This is a genomic window from Enterococcus sp. AZ156 (assembly GCF_051714165.1).
Taxonomy (GTDB): domain Bacteria; phylum Bacillota; class Bacilli; order Lactobacillales; family Enterococcaceae; genus Enterococcus_B; species Enterococcus_B pernyi.
On record NZ_JBIORI010000001.1, the window covers coordinates 412,486 to 429,729 of the forward strand.

General features: G+C 38.2%; 18 protein-coding genes. 13 read left to right on the plus strand and 5 right to left on the minus strand.

Annotated features, from left to right (window positions below; all coding sequences use genetic code 11):
• The first annotated feature begins 24 nt into the window (after positions 1-24).
• The 7 genes from IGJ95_RS02075 (at position 25) to IGJ95_RS02105 (ending at position 5,065) form a co-directional block, all read left to right on the plus strand.
• Entirely contained in the window at positions 25-876 is an 852-nt protein-coding gene (locus IGJ95_RS02075; protein ID WP_232092477.1) for a helix-turn-helix domain-containing protein, read from the plus strand.
• Between the two features lie 122 nt (positions 877-998).
• Complete coding sequence (locus IGJ95_RS02080; protein WP_438761379.1) at positions 999-1,295, plus strand: hypothetical protein; 297 nt, start codon at positions 999-1,001, stop codon at positions 1,293-1,295.
• Positions 1,296-1,344: 49 nt separating this feature from the next.
• Positions 1,345-2,823: a helix-turn-helix domain-containing protein gene (locus IGJ95_RS02085; RefSeq protein ID WP_438761381.1), complete on the plus strand. Its 1,479-nt coding sequence runs from the start codon at positions 1,345-1,347 to the stop codon at positions 2,821-2,823.
• A gap of 19 nt (positions 2,824-2,842) precedes the next feature.
• Positions 2,843-3,193 (plus strand): DUF7006 family protein, encoded by a 351-nt coding sequence (locus IGJ95_RS02090; RefSeq protein ID WP_438761383.1) that lies wholly within the window; start codon positions 2,843-2,845, stop codon positions 3,191-3,193.
• A gap of 399 nt (positions 3,194-3,592) precedes the next feature.
• Positions 3,593-4,330 carry a trypsin-like serine peptidase gene (locus tag IGJ95_RS02095; protein WP_137071957.1) on the plus strand — a complete coding sequence of 246 codons (738 nt, stop codon included), beginning with the start codon at positions 3,593-3,595 and terminating at the stop codon, positions 4,328-4,330.
• Positions 4,331-4,582: 252 nt separating this feature from the next.
• A complete protein-coding gene (locus IGJ95_RS02100; protein WP_071868074.1) occupies positions 4,583-4,783 on the plus strand; it encodes a cold-shock protein in 201 nt (66 codons plus the stop codon).
• Positions 4,784-4,849: 66 nt separating this feature from the next.
• Positions 4,850-5,065 (plus strand): DUF2187 family protein, encoded by a 216-nt coding sequence (locus IGJ95_RS02105; RefSeq protein WP_137071959.1) that lies wholly within the window; start codon positions 4,850-4,852, stop codon positions 5,063-5,065.
• A 108-nt stretch (positions 5,066-5,173) separates the two neighbouring features.
• On the opposite strand, the gene IGJ95_RS02110 is transcribed toward IGJ95_RS02105, so the two are convergent.
• Entirely contained in the window at positions 5,174-5,809 is a 636-nt protein-coding gene (locus IGJ95_RS02110; RefSeq protein WP_375148073.1) for a recombinase family protein, read from the minus strand.
• Positions 5,810-6,119: 310 nt separating this feature from the next.
• On the opposite strand from IGJ95_RS02110, the gene IGJ95_RS02115 reads away from it, so the two are divergent.
• From IGJ95_RS02115 to IGJ95_RS02135, 5 genes are all read left to right on the plus strand, one after another.
• Positions 6,120-7,739, plus strand: coding sequence for a glycoside hydrolase family 13 protein (locus tag IGJ95_RS02115; RefSeq protein ID WP_010736433.1), 1,620 nt, complete (start codon positions 6,120-6,122; stop codon positions 7,737-7,739).
• Positions 7,740-8,788: 1,049 nt separating this feature from the next.
• Positions 8,789-9,223 (plus strand): MarR family winged helix-turn-helix transcriptional regulator, encoded by a 435-nt coding sequence (locus IGJ95_RS02120; protein ID WP_010736432.1) that lies wholly within the window; start codon positions 8,789-8,791, stop codon positions 9,221-9,223.
• 96 nt (positions 9,224-9,319) lie between these two features.
• Positions 9,320-10,426 (plus strand): NADH-dependent flavin oxidoreductase, encoded by a 1,107-nt coding sequence (locus IGJ95_RS02125; RefSeq protein WP_153829921.1) that lies wholly within the window; start codon positions 9,320-9,322, stop codon positions 10,424-10,426.
• 16 nt (positions 10,427-10,442) lie between these two features.
• Complete coding sequence (locus IGJ95_RS02130; protein WP_010736430.1) at positions 10,443-11,120, plus strand: type 1 glutamine amidotransferase domain-containing protein; 678 nt, start codon at positions 10,443-10,445, stop codon at positions 11,118-11,120.
• Positions 11,121-11,146: 26 nt separating this feature from the next.
• On the plus strand, positions 11,147-12,007 hold the full coding sequence (locus tag IGJ95_RS02135) for an aldo/keto reductase (RefSeq protein ID WP_034691665.1): 861 nt from the start codon (positions 11,147-11,149) through the stop codon (positions 12,005-12,007).
• A 267-nt stretch (positions 12,008-12,274) separates the two neighbouring features.
• Here IGJ95_RS02135 and IGJ95_RS02140 read toward each other — a convergent pair whose 3' ends face one another.
• Genes IGJ95_RS02140 through IGJ95_RS02155 form a run of 4 tightly spaced genes read right to left on the minus strand, consistent with a single transcriptional unit; the run spans position 12,275 to position 15,926 of the window.
• Positions 12,275-12,799 (minus strand): hypothetical protein, encoded by a 525-nt coding sequence (locus tag IGJ95_RS02140; protein WP_010736428.1) that lies wholly within the window; start codon positions 12,797-12,799, stop codon positions 12,275-12,277.
• A 16-nt stretch (positions 12,800-12,815) separates the two neighbouring features.
• On the minus strand, positions 12,816-14,021 hold the full coding sequence (locus IGJ95_RS02145) for an ABC transporter permease (RefSeq protein ID WP_153829920.1): 1,206 nt from the start codon (positions 14,019-14,021) through the stop codon (positions 12,816-12,818).
• The gene (locus IGJ95_RS02150) at positions 14,018-14,692 is read right to left on the minus strand and encodes an ABC transporter ATP-binding protein (protein WP_153829919.1); all 675 of its coding nucleotides are present in this window, start codon (positions 14,690-14,692) and stop codon (positions 14,018-14,020) included. Before IGJ95_RS02150 ends, IGJ95_RS02145 begins: the two co-directional genes overlap by 4 nt.
• Complete coding sequence (locus IGJ95_RS02155) at positions 14,676-15,926, minus strand: efflux RND transporter periplasmic adaptor subunit (RefSeq protein ID WP_232508831.1); 1,251 nt, start codon at positions 15,924-15,926, stop codon at positions 14,676-14,678. The genes IGJ95_RS02150 and IGJ95_RS02155 overlap by 17 nt, the downstream gene beginning before the upstream one ends.
• A gap of 176 nt (positions 15,927-16,102) precedes the next feature.
• On the opposite strand from IGJ95_RS02155, the gene IGJ95_RS02160 reads away from it, so the two are divergent.
• Positions 16,103-17,242, plus strand: coding sequence for a sensor histidine kinase (locus IGJ95_RS02160; protein WP_153829918.1), 1,140 nt, complete (start codon positions 16,103-16,105; stop codon positions 17,240-17,242).
• Positions 17,243-17,244: the final 2 nt, after the last annotated feature.

Below are 17,244 nucleotides of genomic sequence, written 5' to 3' on the forward strand. Positions count from 1 at the left end.
CTTTATAGAAAGGACAGAAAAAATATGCACATTTTATTTGATCATTTAGTCATGGCAGATAAGACTAAACGTTGGCTGCTCTTATTGGCGACGTTAGAAGAAGAGGAACATGTTACCGCACAAACCTTAGCTAAACAGACTGGGTTTGGGCGACGGACGATTATTGAGGATATAAAGGTGATCAAGGACTATTTTGGTGAGCGGATCCATTTGATCGGCGATGAGAAGGGCTATCACTTTTCCTTTCTGAACCCTAAAGGGTATTATGAGGAGAAACAAGCGTTACTAAATGAAGAGAAACTTTTTCTTTTTGTGGATCAATTGGCTGCGGGAAAGTGTTTAGACAATCAACAGTGGATGGCGTATCTTGATGTGTCGAGTGCAAGCTTCCAACGGATGAAACGGCAGCTTCAAACGTTATTAACGACCTACTATGGGATAAAAATTGAATCTAAAACCAATCAATTATGGGGCGAAGAAGCGGGGATTCGCCAATTCCTTTATGATTTTTATTTCACCTTACCATTGTATCCTAGGTTTCTTTCAGAACATATTCAGGACCTACATCAGGAGAAAGTGGCGATTCAAGACGGACCTTGGCACCTAGATCAAACCTTGTTTAATCAATGGCTGAAACTAGCTAAGCAACGAGTCGACCAAGGACATTGCTTACAAGAACAAGTGGCACATAAACAAGCCCAAACAACTCTAATCCAGGCTTTGGATCAACAGGTGAGTGTGTTTCTGCCAGGACCAGAAAAAGCTGCGTTGTTTCTTCTCTCGTTAGATGAGAGTCAATTTTTGAACCCTTTGACACAACAGGCATTTACCCGCACATTTTCACCTGCGAGTGAGTATGAGTTACCGAAGGTCTGACTTATGGTTTTTTCGAAACACTCCTTTTTTTAATGGAGGCCTTTTTCCAGCTACCTACACTTGAAGCACCAGAACAAGTGCCGTATGCAAACAGTGAGAAACCGTCTCCTTTAGAAGTACTCATGAAACGTTTTTTAGCTGAGAAGAAAAAATATAGCCAGACGATTTATGTTTCCTATCAGATAGTAGGACCACGTGCTTTGACACGATGGATCAAACAGGAAGTTGAAACGATTTTAAAAAAATCTGGCCTACAGGTGGTGGGAGCTGCCCAAATGAATCCACTGGGACTAGTACGTCATGTACAAATCGTGAATCAACCACAAGCTAGAAACGCTCGTGAAACGATTGAACTTCCCTATGTACCTAGCAAGGAGAAAATCGATGAAGTGCTCTCTGCATTTTCTGAGTCAAGATGAGTGAACGAGCATGAGAGGGAAATATTTGAAAAAGTGAGGGGGAAAAAAATTGCGTGAGTTTCAGATGGCGTTTATTACAAGCGCAGAGGTCAAGCGATGGATGCAGGTGTTAAGTGTGATGGAACAAGAACGGCGTTTTACGATTGGAGAGCTGAGTGAACGACTGGCTATTTCACAACGTACCTTGATAAAAGATATTCAAGCATTCAAAAACCATTTTGGCACAAGCATCGAATTACGTTCGAATTATAGTGGGTATTATTTTGAAGAACGAAATCGTAGGGACTACCAAGAGAAAAAAGAACAACTGTTGGAAAACGAAGTGTTATTTGAAATCGTGGGAAATGTTTTTTGGGGAAAAGATTTTACAGTGGCTGACTTGGCTCACCAGCACAGTTATGCAGAGAGTACTTTACGAAGGTTTTTATTAAGAATCCGTCCGGTATTAGCTGAGTATGAGTTAACGTTGGCTTTTAACCCAGTCAATTTTTTAGGGGAAGAAGCCAATATCCGAAAGTTCTTTTTTGATTTTTATTATAGCAGTGAACAAACTCCGTATACAATCCGTCCGCCAGAAGACTTACATACGTTGGTCTTGAACGAACTGTCTGGCAAATTGGGAAAGTATGAATTGGGTACGGGAATCACGATTTCAGCCTTTTATTACCAGCTTTATATCGCAATGGTCCGAGTTCATCAAAAACATTTTATGTCCTTACCTGAATGGGTAAAAGTAAGCATTTATCAGGAAAAAGATTTTCAGTTGCTTTATTCTTTACAAGAAAGAATCAAAGATGAATACGAGATCTATCTATCAAAGGAAGAATTCGCTTGGATCCATTTATCGATTATTTCCAAACGGACGATCCATCGTGTGGACCAAGAACAAACTTTTAACCAACGATTCAACCGCTGGAAGGATCTTCAGTTCATCGTGTCAGATTATCTTTCTGATCCTTTCTTTGAACAATGGGATACGGATACTTTAGAACCGTTTATGACCTCTTTTTTCATTTCGCGCTTGATGAATGAAGCAGTGAGTCCAGTGTTGAACAAAGAGCTAGAAGAAATCCATTGGATGGTAAAGAAAAGCGATAAACAGATTTATGAAGCCCATAAACAATTTCTCTTAAAACATGCCCGAGTACTCAGTTTTTCTGGTCAATATTTTGAAGATATCGTGGTGAGTTTTACGGCATATATGAACTTATTGTTCCACTATTACCAACCGGTCAAAAAAGTTTTATTTTTATTAGAAGGTGACTACTTAGTGGTTCAATCCATCCGAATGCAGGCACGTGTACTATTAGGGGAATATCATAAGCTGTTGTTTATGCCGCTTCAGGAATTGACGCCGGAACATTTAAATGATGCACACGTTGATTTGATTGTAACGAACTATCGACCGTACCTTTTGGATTACGCTCTTGACACGGATTGCGTTCTTATGGGCAGTATCCCTACGGCGCAAGATTGGGCAAGAGTCAAGCATCAGTTGAATCCACTGATCGATCATGAAACATTTTAAAAGAAGGAAGGAAAAAACAATGCCTACATTTTTTACAAAAGAAGCGTATCTGGAGGGCTTTCAAAGTACCTTTGAAGAGGTAGAAAAACGAGCAAGTGAAGACCTAAAGGTCTATTTAAACACCCAGATCCAACGATTGGAAACCTTAGTAAGTCAGATCTGTCAGGAGAATTTTTGGAAACTATTGCCGGAGATCTTAGGAATCGATGCCAAGATGAGTCTAGTAGTAGATCTGATCGACTTTGATCACTGTTCAGATGTGGAAATCCTTCGAATCGTTGAAAGTGAATACTCCACCTACTTTAAAGAACTATGTGGGTACAATCGCAGTATGGACCCGAAACATTCCATGATTTTCAATGTAGTATGATGGATCGATTGCTTGTGGATTATATTCAAGAACTGGAAAAGCTGACTTAGATGAGGGTGAAGTGAATGGTTGTTTCTTCAAGACTCGTTTTTCAAATTTTTTTAATTTTGTAATATCAGTACCTAATATTTTCCTTTTGTTGAAAAATATAAAGCATTCTCAATGGCTATATTGATTATCGAAAACTATACGAAATCCTTACACAAAAAAATAGACGAAATATTACTCTATTTTATGTGCTTTATTTCACAATGTGTTATATATAAAATATAGGAGGATATTATTAGTTAAAAGTTGAAGCCTATATTATTTAAGGGAGATAAAAACTAAAACAGTTGCTTAGTATATTTGATCGGAAAAGATAGTAATTATAAAATATTTTTAAAGGAGAAAGTAGTTATGCAGAATAGAAAGTTTAGAATGTGGAACCTTTTGTTAATCCTATTTTTTATAAACTTTATCAGTTTAAGTCCTATTGTAAGAGCAGACGAAACCAATTTGCATATAAAAGCGATACTGCCTAATAATGATAGAACTCAAATAATAGATGCTTCAGTGGAACCTTATCAGTCAGTATGTTTTATTTATGTGAATAATGCTACTCAAGGATCTGGTGTGGTAGTAGGGAAAAATGCTATCCTGACTAACAGACACGTTGCAAATGCTGCAAATAATGGAGATCCCGCTAATATAAAAGTAAATGCAGCTCGAGTTTCTAATACTGAGTATAAAGGAACATTCTATGGAGAAGAAATCAAATATAGTCCAGATGGACAAGATTTAGCTATCGTTTATTTAAAACCTAATACAGAGGGACAGAATATCGGTGACGTTGTAACTCCAGCTAAATATATAAATAATCCCACTACTACAGTTGGAACACCTATCAGAGTTATTGGTTATCCAGGAGATAAACCATGGGCTACCATGTGGGAGAGCAAAGGCGTATCTACGACTGAAACAACGAATCGAATTTATTACAATGCTAGTACTTTTGGCGGGAATTCAGGATCACCAGTGTTCAATAATCAAAATGAAGTAATCGGAATTCATTTTGGTGCTGTTAGTGGTGAAAATATGGCCGTTCGCTTTAAACCAAGTATTTATGAATTCATTAGAGAAAATGTTGAACCTTAAAAAAATGTGATAAAAATATTTATTTACAAGATATTTTTTTAAGAGCCTATTCATTTTTTATTTCCAGAGCGTACAGAAAATGACCAAATTTTTATAAAATTAGTATACCACCCAGTTGTATGGTATACTGAATATAGTGATATACTTTGAAACGTATTAAGAGTGCTATGCTTCCATTTATACTCTCCTTTTGCTTATCAAATATTTATTGCAACAAAACGCATACGTAGTGATGCACAAGGAGGAAATAGTATGAATAATGGTACAGTAAAATGGTTTAATGCAGATAAAGGTTTTGGTTTTATCACCGGAGAGAATGGCCAAGATGTCTTTGCTCATTTTTCTGCGATTCAAGCAGATGGCTACAAGTCTCTTGATGAAGGTCAAGCAGTCACCTTTGATACTGAAGAAGGTCAACGTGGCATGCAAGCCGTTAACATTTGCACAGCATAAATGATTTGTTCAACCGTCTCAATTGCTTGAGACGGTTTTTTTAATACTTAAAAAGGGGAGATTATTATGAGTTTTGGAAAGTGGAAACCAATAGAATCATCTATCGAAGGCTTGGCTTTTAAAGAAAATCAACAGGTGTCATTTAAACATAACAAGAAACAAGTCATCGGAACCATCGTAACTCTGCTAAATAATTCGGCAGTTGTCACTTTAAGCATGGACAAAGTAACCGCTACTTCAGAAAAAACGGTGATCAATTACAAAAATTTAGTAGCTATCTGAATTAAGTGCTACCCGTTAAAAAAGGTACTATTAAATTCACCACAGCACTTCCTGATTTGAATAACTTAAATGCGTAGGCTCTTACTTTGGTAAGAGTTTTTTAATTGGTCAATGATTATTTATCTTTATATAGGCATTCTTATTGTTGATTTCATTTTTAATTCTATAAACTGTTTGTCTAGTAATATTGTAGTCTTTTGCAATCTTAGAAATAGCAACGCCATTCTCAAGATCCTCAACGATGCTTTTATAAACAAGGCGACGTTGGGGATCTTTTGTATCTGCGCTATATAACTTAGGACGTCCTTTGTAAACACCATTCGCTTTTGCAATCTTAATTCCTTGTGCCTGGCGTCGTTTGGATTCTTTACGTTCCTGTTCGGCAATCATGGCCAATATTTGAATGATTAAGTCTTTAATGAATTTATCCAGGAGTGGATCTCCAATTGCTTGCGCCATGATAGGTAGACTAGTAATGATCAGTCGGATGTTATTATTTTTTAGGTAATTAACTGAAGCAATAATTTCATCATAATCTCTCCCTAATCGATCAATTGCTTCTACAATAAAAGTATCTTGTTCACGTACAAAATCTAAAGCCTTTTGAAAAATTGGCCGTTCTGAAATTGTGGCTCCAGATTGTTTTTCAATAAAAATTTTTTCTGTTCCAAATTGTTTCATTTCTTCAATTTGGCGTTGTTCATTTTGATCAAGAGAAGAGACTCTAATATATGCAACTTTCAATTTTTTACCTACTTTCTCGAATCATTTAAAATACACCCTAATCATACATTAGAAATCGAGATTTTTCAATGATTGGCTAATGTCTATTTAGGGTACACTCTAAACGGACATGTGGATAGCAAATTCTACTTATTTCAATCGATGGTTTCTGTTTCCAGGCATACTCCATGAATTGAAACTTTCCCCACGCGCTGTTTTATTTCTAAATCCTGGATTTTAATGTTATCGGTAACATGTTTCTGCCTGTTTACTCTTTCTTTTGTAAGCGTTACAATTCTTTAAGAATAGGACAAAACAAATGGAGGATCATATGGAGAAAAAATGGTGGCATCAATCAGTGGTATATCAAGTGTATCCACGTAGTTTTCAAGATACGAATGGAGATGGAATCGGTGATTTAAGAGGGATTATTTCAAGATTAGATTATTTAACCTATCTAGGAATCGATACGATCTGGCTTTCCCCAGTCTATGAATCCCCAAATGATGATAATGGTTATGACATCAGCGATTATGAAGCAATCATGGCTGAGTTTGGGACGATGGCTGAAATGGGCGAACTGATTGAGGAAGCGAAGAAATCAGGCATCAAAATCATTTTGGATTTAGTCGTCAATCACACTTCTGATGAACATCCATGGTTTATCGAATCACGAAAAAGCAAAGACAATCCATATCGAGATTATTATATCTGGCGTGATCCAGTAAATGGTGATGTGCCTAATACATTACGTTCGATTTTTAGTGGACCTGCTTGGGAATTTGATGATGCGACTGGTCAATATTATTTGCATCTATACAGCAAGAAACAACCCGATTTGAATTGGGAGAATGAGCTAGTCAGACAAGAAGTCTATGACATGATGAATTTTTGGATCGATAAAGGAATTGGCGGGTTCCGCATGGATGTCATCGATACGATCGGCAAACTACCCGATCAAGAAATCACCAATAATGGACCTCGGCTTCACGAATACCTACAAGAAATGAATCAAGCAACCTTTGGCGACAAAGATTTGATGACGGTAGGTGAAACTTGGGGCGCAACGACAGAAATCGCGAAGCTTTATTCAGACCCTAAAAGAAATGAACTATCCATGATCTTCCAATTTGAACATATGAGTTTGGACCAACAAGAAGGTAAGGATAAATGGGATCTAAAAGCTTTAGATGTTTCTGAACTGAAAAAAGTTTTGTCAAAATGGCAGACAGCGTTAGGTGATGAAGGTTGGAACAGTTTGTTTTGGAATAATCATGATTTACCGAGAATTGTTTCACGTTGGGGGAATGATCAGGAATATCGTGTAGAAAGTGCAAAAATGTTTGCTATTTTACTACACATGATGAAAGGGACTCCTTATATTTATCAAGGGGAAGAACTAGGCATGACAAATGCGCCAATCCGGGACATCTCAGAAGCAAAAGATATCGAAACGATCAATATGTATCACGAACGACTTGCAGCTGGCTATCATAAAGAAGATATCTTGCAGTCTATCAATGCCAAAGGACGTGACAATGCACGTACACCAATGCAGTGGGATGAAACAGCACATGGTGGATTTACGACAGGAATGCCCTGGCTATCCGTCAATCCAAACTACAAAACCATCAACGCGGAACAAGCAGTCGCAGATTCCTCTTCGATTTTCTATACGTACAAACGCTTGATCGAGTTACGCAAACACAATGAGATCATCGTTTGGGGAGAATATGAATTGTTGACAGAAACGCCAGTTGAGGTCTTTGCTTATTATCGTACACTAAATGAAGAACGTTGGTTGATCGTCTGTAACTTATCCGAGCAAACACATGAATGGACTATTCCGCAAGAAGCAACGGAACTAATCATTGCCAACTATGATCGAGAAGTACCTGTAGGAGAAATCGAATTACGTCCTTATGAAGCATTTGTAGTGAAAATTGGGTGATGAGTGATAGAATTGCTCAGCTCCGAGAAATAAGTGTGAAGTATCGGAAATTTTTCTTTTCATTTTTTATATTTCACACTTATTTCTGGAACACCGTTCATTTGGTTTTAGGTGTGCAAGCTACCTAATGTCTCGAGCCTAGTGTTGTATTTTTTTTAGGCTTGGAGATATTGAATAAAAAGCTATGTTCTCTTCTTTATGATCAGTCAATGAAATCAAATGATAAAGCCTATGTTAACAAGAGATATAAGATGAAATTTATCAGGTTTATGATTATTGGTGCACGCTTGTATGTACGTTATACTTAGCAATAAAGAAGGGCGTGAATAGAGATGGAAACGAAGGCTCGTAATCATTTATATAGCTTGATTAGGCATGCTGTGGCAGACAATTAACCGGTTGAAATCATCCATTCTAAATGTGAAGAGGAAAGTGTAGTAATCATAAGTAAATCAGATTGGAATGCAATTCAGGAAACGCTCTATTTACAAAATACAGGGGTGCTCAATCAGATTAAGCAATACGAAGAGGAAGAAACGGAAGAGTTAGATGAGATTGATTGGGATACATTATAGAAATTAAAAAAATTACGAAAAAGATCTTACTAAACTTAAGGGAGCTGGGTTACATAAGCAGTTTGATGAATGACTCAAGGTCATTCGAAAGAATCCTTTTCAGTCACTGGCACCGTATGAAAAAACTAGTAGGAATTCGTATTACTCAATAAGAATCAACATTAAGCATAGACTAGTTTATAGTGTGGATATTTTGAGGGAAATAGTAACCATCCTTTCCGTCTGATCTCATTATGAGCGTGGGTTGTTTTTAAATGCGTGAACTGAATTGCTCATTGCATGCTATATGAATGTTTAGATACGACAATGGGGATTTGTCCTTAGTTGTTTTACACCTTCTAAAAACGAATAGATGCTTCTACATATCATTGTATTTTTATAGATGATCATTTGAACTACATATGAATGCTATTCTCCTCTTTGACAAATCAACTAAATCATACTATGATATGTACGCTAACAGGAGGTGTAAAAATGGGGAAATCAATTGAACGTTCGTTAGAAGAATGTCTTTTTTTTAGTGTGAAGAAGCTCGATCGAGTATTGAATAAATTAGCTGATGAAGCTTTCAAGAAAACGGGACTTGCACCTACTTATGGATTTATCTTACTGATTTTGAAAGAAAAAAACGGTATTCCTCAAAAAGATATCGCGCAGATGTTGTATTCAGCGCCTTCAACGATTGCACGTTTTGTAGAAAAGTTAGAATATAAAGGCTATGTCAAAACGGTTACAGAAGGACGGTTATCTTTGGTATTTTTAACTGATGAAGGTCGTGAATTTGTCAAAGAGATCGACAGTAGTTGGGATGAGTTGCACCACGCATATAAAGTTGTTTTAGGTGCTGCCGAGAGCGAGCGGCTTTCTCAAGAGCTGAATGAAGCGACCAATAAATTACAAAAAAAATAAAATTTTTTAAATATAACAGTTGCATGTGCAACTAATCGTATGGTTAAATAAATACGAGAAAAAATAAGTGACATTCGTCATATTGGAGGAAGAAGAATGGCAAAATTCAATGAATCAATCACATTTCCATCAGGTAGTGAGCTGAAAAATCGGTTGATGCTATCACCAATGACTACAGAACTTAGCTTTTTTAATGGGGTAATCACAAAAGACGAGATCGAATACTATGCACAACGCTCAACAGGATTAGGAGCAGTGATCACTGGTGCAGCAAATGTGCAAGACATCGGTAAAGGTTGGCCAGGGGAATTGAGTATCGCCCATGATGAAATGCTTCCTCGTTTAAGCGAGTTAGCACAAGCCATTCAAGGCGAAGGCGCCAAGGCAATCGTGCAGATCTTCCATGGCGGTCGTATGACAAGCCGTGCGACATTATCAGGAGAACAAACAGTATCTGCTAGTGCGATTCCGGCAGAACGTCCAGATGCCGAAACACCTCGGGCATTAAGTGATGAAGAAGTTAGTGAAACGATCCAAGCATTTGGAGAAGCAACACGCAGAGCCATTGAAGCAGGATTTGACGGAGTAGAATTACATGGTGCGAATACTTACTTGATCCAACAATTCTTTTCTCCTCATTCGAACCGTAGAGAAGACCAATGGGGTGGTTCTTTAGAGAAACGTTATCATTTTATTGAAGAATTATTGAAATCTGTCTTCCAAGCAGTTGAAACACACGCAACCAAACCATTTATTGTTGGCTATCGTTTTTCACCAGAAGAATTTGAAACACCAGGTATCCGTTTTGAAGAAACGATTTGGTTGATGGAACAATTACGTGAAACGAAATTAGACTATCTGCATGTTTCATTGAACACATATGATCGTGTGGCTCGTTCTGAGACCTACAACGAAAAATCAATTCTTGAATATGTCCACGAAGCGATTCAAGGGAAAATCCCGTTAGTAGGTGTCGGGAATGTCCGTAACCGCAAAGATGTCGAGTCTGTGTTAGCTCATGCGGAACTCGTAGCAGTAGGTCAACAAATGTTGGTAGATCCTGAATGGGCAGTCAAATTATTAGAAGGTCGAGATGCTGAATTTGTGACGAAACCTTTTTCTGAAGCATACAAAGACTTGTATTTACCAAGTCCGTTGTATAATTTTCTTGATCAACGCTATGGATCAACCATCAATATCTAAGAAAGAAGCTGAAAAAATGAAAGTTTTGATTGTTTTGACAAATGTAGAAAAATACGACAATATCGAGCGTCCAACAGGTTTATGGTTAAGTGAATTGACTCATTTTTATGATGTATTAGTCAAAAACAAGATCGAAGCTGATTTTGTTAGCCCGAATGGCGGATACGTACCATTGGAACCAAAAAGTATATTAGATATGAACCAAGTGGATTGGACCTATTACCAAGATGAAGACTTTCGTAATCGTGCGTTAGGGCAAACGTTACGTCCGGATGAAGTGGACCCAACAGAGTATACAGCGATTTATTATGCCGGTGGACATGGAACGATGTGGGATTTCCCCGGATCAGAAAGATTAGCAGAGATTGGTTCTGCGATCTACAAAAATAATGGGATCGTATCAGCGGTTTGTCATGGTGTCGTAGGCTTATTACCTGTCGTTGATGAAAACGGACAGTCCATTTTAGCTGGACGTAAAGTGACTGGCTTTAGTAATGAAGAAGAGGAATTAAATGGAACAACGAATAACGTACCATTCCTAACCGAAGATTCATTGAAGGAAAAAGGGGCCGATTATCAGGCAGGGAAAGCTTTTACTGAAGTTGTTCATGCAGATGGGCGTTTATTAACAGGACAAAACCCACAGTCTGCACATTTATTAGGAGAAAAAGTCGTTGCTGAATTGACGAAATAACGTGGAGTTTGGAGAGGAAATCAATGATGGAAACACGGACCTTGAACAACGGATTGACCATTCCTGTACTTGGATTTGGTGTCTTTCAAATCTGGGATCAAGAAGAATGTGAGCAAGTCGTTTTAGAAGCGCTGAATGCTGGCTATCGCCTGATTGATACTGCGGCTGTTTATTACAATGAAGAAGCCGTTGGTCGGGCAATCAAAAAAAGTGGGATTCCAAGAGAAGAGATCACTATTACAACCAAGTTATGGGTCACTGATGCTTCTTACGAGGGCGCATACAAAGCGTACGAACGTTCTTTACAAAAATTAGGGGTAGACTATATTGATATTTTCTTGATCCATCAGCCTTACAATGATTATTATGGCGCATGGCGTGTCATGGAAGAACTCTATGATGCAGGAAAAGTAAAGGCAATCGGAGTCTCTAATTTTTCAACCGGTCGTTTGACTGATTTGATTTTGAATCATCGGATCAAGCCAGTGATCAACCAAATCGAACAACATCCATACCGTCAACAAAAACAACAAAGAGAAACAGCCACTCATTTTGATGTCGTGACTGAAGCGTGGAGTCCCTTCAACCAAGGAAAAGATGGGATCTTTGATGAACTAGTTTTAAAGGAATTAGCTGAAAAATACCATAAAACTGTCCCACAAATCATCCTACGTTGGCAAACACAACTAGGGATCATCACGATCCCTAAGTCTGTCCATGTGGATCGTATGAAGCAAAATATCGCCATTTTTGATTTCCGATTAACAGAAGAAGAATTAAATTTGATTGAACAGCTCGATCAAGCACCAGAGTCGACCGGACCTCGTGAACATCGCACCTTAGTTGAAAATCTGCATAATATCTCCATTGATCAAGCAAAACAGTAAATGATATGCTGATGTGTAAAAAAAGAGAGCATAGAAGCTTGTAGTGTTTCTAAAAAGTAGTTCTTTAATACTTAGTGCGGGTAGAAAACAGTCTTGTTTTCTACCCGCATTTTTTTGTTGAAAAACTTAGAAAACTGGGATCATATCATTCTCTAAACAATTGGATAGGAACGAAGTATCAATCAAGATAGATTGGTGTGTGATTTTAAAGTATAAGGGTGGTACATTTAGTTTTTTCTTTTCTAATCAACCAGCTTTTCTAGCTATCTAATTGACTTGCATGACGATGACTTTGGTGGCAATAAAGGTATCGCCAACTTGTTGACCATAAAGATTGACGGATCTTTCAAGCTGTAAGTCTGCTCTTGAGCCTTCAACGATTCGAGAGTTTTGAGTTTGTGCATTATAAATAACGGCTGTAATCTCAGTCTCACTGGTAATAGTAAAGCTTAATTTTTCGTCAGAGGAGACTGCCATATCATAGATCTCATCATCTTCATTTTTTTGATAAAATTTTGTGATCTCTAGTTCAAATTGATCACCATTCATAGACACAAGAATCCCAGACTCATCTGCTTGATCAAGTAAATCATTAGCACGATCAAAATCTGTTTGCTCGTTGTTGTTTTGCTCATCATCGCCACTTTGACTCGTTTCGGTTTGTTTTTGCGGGGGAGTGATTTGTGCATTGGTGGGGACGTTGTCATTGTTCACCTGTGACTGGTTGGTGGTAGAACCACAGCCAGTCAATACTATCGCTAAGAAGAGAATGGATAACATTCTTTTTTTCATAAAAACACCTTCCTGTTTATTCATATCGTAATGCTTCGATTGGTTTTAATTTCGACGCTTTATAGGCGGGTAAATAACCAAAAATAGTACCGATCAGCATCGAAAAAGTAACACTGATCAAAATAGAAAGCAGAGATATCGTCAGTGGATACTCTAGCAGATTCAGGGCGACCAGACTGATGATCGTGCCTAAAATAATACCAATCAATCCACCAATTACTGATAAGACGATTGCTTCTGTCAGGAATTGTTGCAAAATCACTTTTCGTTTGGCGCCTAATGCCTTCTTTAAGCCAATCTCTCTAGTTCGCTCTGTCACGCTGACCAGCATCGTATTCATGACTCCAATCCCACCGACTAACAAGGAAATACTGGCAATTCCGCCCAATAAAATCATATTTGAACGATTGATATCATCAGTCATCTTCTTTACCTCATCATAATTTCGAATGGAAAAAACAAAATCTGATGGTGGGATGCTTTTTGTCAGTTCATGGCTAGCCTGAACGACAGCTGATTCTAACACTTCTGCATTCGTAGCCTGAAACAATACCGTTGGCTTTTGATCAAGTTTCCCTTCAACTAGACGTTGGCTATTTCTAGGAATGAAAACATATTTCCCTGAAAGTTGATCCGTTTCAGACTCTGCGATACCGATGATTCGAAAAGGTGTTCCATTAATCTCAATCAGTTGATTTAAAGGGTTGCGATACTGAAAAAAAATCTCTGCCAAGTCAGCTGTGATCAGAGCGACTTGTTTTTGTGATTGTAATTCGGTTTCAGTCATTGCTCTACCTTTAAGAATCTTATGAGGCATGATTTCAAAGAAACTTCCATCCATTCCTAATACTACGGCATCGGTCTGTCTCTCTCTTTGAAAGACCGGCAAATTAGCTTCATAGAATAAGCTGACATTCTTGGCATGATCGATAGTCAGTAATTTTTGGAGTTCACCATCTGATATCTGAGGAGAATAGTCAGGTAGCCGATCATTTCTACCATTTTCTCCGGCAAGAAAGGCACTTCTGGCGTCATATTCGATACGCATCGAATTAGTAGAACCGCCAATCATCTGCTTTTTCATATTTTCAGTATTTCCATTGATAATACTCACAATGGAAATGATTGAAGCAATCCCAACAATGATTCCTAACATCGTCAACAGGGAGCGTAAGCGATGCTGGTAAATCGATTGAATCGCTAACCGAATATTTTCTTTCATTCTTTGACCTCCTCAACAATCAAACCATCTTTTAAAAGAATTTGACGTTTGGCATAGTCAGCAACCTCTTGTTCATGTGTAATCAACACAACTGTCTTTCCCATATCATTTAGATTTGCGAATAGGGACATGATTTCATGACTATTGGCTGTGTCTAAGGAGCCGGTCGGTTCATCAGCTAAAATCACATTTGCCTCTCCAACCAGTGCCCGAGCAATGGCTACCCGCTGTTTTTGACCACCAGATAATTGATTGATCCTAAAATCGATTCGGTCAGCCAAACCGACACTTTCTAAGGCATGAATAGCACGACGTGTTCGTTCCTCTTGCATGACACCGGCATACAAAAGTGGTAAAGCAACATTTTGTAAAACGGACAATTTTGGCAATAGTTCAAAATTTTGAAAAACAAAACCAATTTTTTGATTGCGAATCTCAGAAAGATCGTCTTCGTCCATTTGACTGGTTATCTTGTCATCAATTAGATAGCTTCCTTTTGTCGGTGTATCTAAGCAGCCGATAATATTCATCAAGGTTGATTTGCCCGAACCTGATCGTCCCATGATAGAAACAAACTCCCCATTGTCAATTGTTAGATTGATTTTATTCAAGACATGGATTTCACCAAGCCCTTGTTGGAACGTTTTACAGACATCAATTAGTTGGATCATTTGTTCTCACATCCATTCCTACTTTGACATCATTTGTGGGAAAGACAAGCTCGCTGTCCAAGTCTAGCTCACTTTCTAGCAAATACATTGCTTCATCCATTTCATCTTCGAACAACTCTACTTGTTTTTTGCTGATTTTATGATTTTCAACAACATAAATGAAAGGCTTGTCTTCTTCATAGAAAACGAATGATTTTGGCAGCTTGATTTCTGTTTGGTTTTCTTCGATCAGTTCCACGAAACAATGAGTACCAATGCTTGGTGGGGTTTCACTTTTATCCAAAGCAACTTCAAAGCTGAATTGAGATAAATTTGGGTTTGCACCTTGTTCTTCCACAACTACTGAAGGTTCTTTCATATCACCAACTCGTGTGATCTGTCCAGTCCATTGCTGACTACCGCCATTACGATCCTTTAGTTGAACTTTTTGTCCCGGTTCCAGCTGACTGCGACGGAATTCATCTACGGTCCCTTTTAAAAACAGCCGGCTTGTGTCGACGATAGTCATGAAAGGGGACTCTGGGGCTGCTTCACTCGCATTCATATTCATTTGTCGTTCATCAATATCTTTGACGATTCCGTCAATACCAGCCTCCACGACATCTGAACCATGTTGTTCTTTGACGGAGTTCAACTCCAATTCTGCTCGTTCTAGTTCTAAGGTTGCATCGCCTATACTATTCTCTGAATTTTGAGCTTCCATCAATAGTTGACTTTGTTGCATTTCTAATTCATTTTTGCGGTCTTCTAGCGCTTCTTTATCTTCATCCTTTGCGGTAGTTATTTTTTGTTTGGTCTCTTCCAATTGAGTAGTTACCTTGTTGTATTGTTCCCATTTCTGGTTTGTTTGTCGCTGGGCTTGTTCTACTGCACTCCTACGGTTTGCAGTGGTTTGCTCTGCTTCCTTAATAGCTAAAGATCCTTCAGGGTTAGAATAGACAAACAGCGCTTGTCCGGCTTTCACTTGATCTCCCGTCGCAACCTTTTTTTCGACGACTGAGCCTCGCCCGCTATCTACCTTCACTTCAATGGTTCTCGCCGGTTCAATGACCCCCACCAAGTGAAAGTCATTTCTAGGTTGCAGATCTTGTAAAGATACACGCGTGATAGCTGGGGCTTCTCGGCGATCAAGCCTTAAAGCACTTGCCCCAGCTGTACTGCCGATAACCAGTAGAGCACCAGTGACCATGATGGCTTTTTTAAAATTTTTTTTATGTTTTCTCAAACCTCTCACCTTCCTCATTGGTTAATTGGATGACTACCTTTATTTAAGCACTTCACCTACAAACGTTTTGAATGATTCTCTTAATATATTCTGAAGATTTCTTAAGAGATATTCTCTATTCGTTGTATCCTCGCTTTGTTATAATCAAGAATGAATGAAGACTATTTATTTGAAAGGAACTTTTCATGCATATTAAACATCCTCGCTTTGTTTTTTCCTTTTTAGGCATCTGCTTATTATTAGGAATCGTTTGGCTAATAAAGGAGACAAGAATCATTCACATGGTCATCGACGATTTTTTTTCAAAATTTGTCATGCAAGAAGTTGTTGGAACGAGTGACGGGGAAGGGGGGACGATTATTGGAAATTTTGTTGATTGGACGATGATCAAGCAACTCCTATTAGCATTCTCTCTCTTTCTTATTTTTATCGTTTCCTTAATCAACTATTTTATCTATCGCTACTACTCAAGAAAAAAGATTACACAAATCGCTGAAGGCATTCAGCCTTTTTTCTCTGGGTCTACGGAAGCTTCGACTAGAAGTATGCCAATCGATAATGAATTGTTAAAAATAAAAAATACGATGAACCGAAATGAAACCCTCCTAAAGGAAGAAACCCAACGAACAAAGGACTTGATCACTTATTTGGCTCACGACTTGAAGACACCTTTAGCCTCCGTGATCGGCTACCTCAACTTATTATTGGATACAAAGAACTTAACGAACGAACAAATGGCTCAGTCTCTGACTATCGCTCTTGAAAAGTCTGAACGGTTGGAAACACTGATGAATGAATTTTTCGATATTACTCGATTCAATCTTCAAGATATCCAATTGTTTAAACGAGAACTTGATTTTGTGTTCTTATTAAAACAAATCCAGGAAGAATTTTACCCGTTGTTGAAAGAAAAAGGACAAGAGGTTCGTTATATCGGACCGGAAAGCTTGAAAATTGAAGCTGATAGTGAACAGTTAGCCAGAGTATTGAATAATCTATTGAAAAATGCGATCGCCTACGCACCTGAACATACAATGATCACAATGGAACTATCGGTTTCTGAGCATCAAGCAACCTTTATTCTTGCCAATCAAAGTGAGCTCATCGAACAAGAGCAGCTGGAAGCATTATTTGAAAAGTTTTATCGCCTTGATCAAGCCCGTTCAACAAAAACCGGCGGTGCGGGACTAGGTCTAGCGATCGCCAAAGAAATCATTCTGGCTCATCAAGGAACCATTCAAGCTGCCAGCAAAAATAATGAAATCCAGATGTTTGTTACTTTGCCTTTGGGTAATACAAAAATGAAGGTATCAGAAAGCAACTAAGT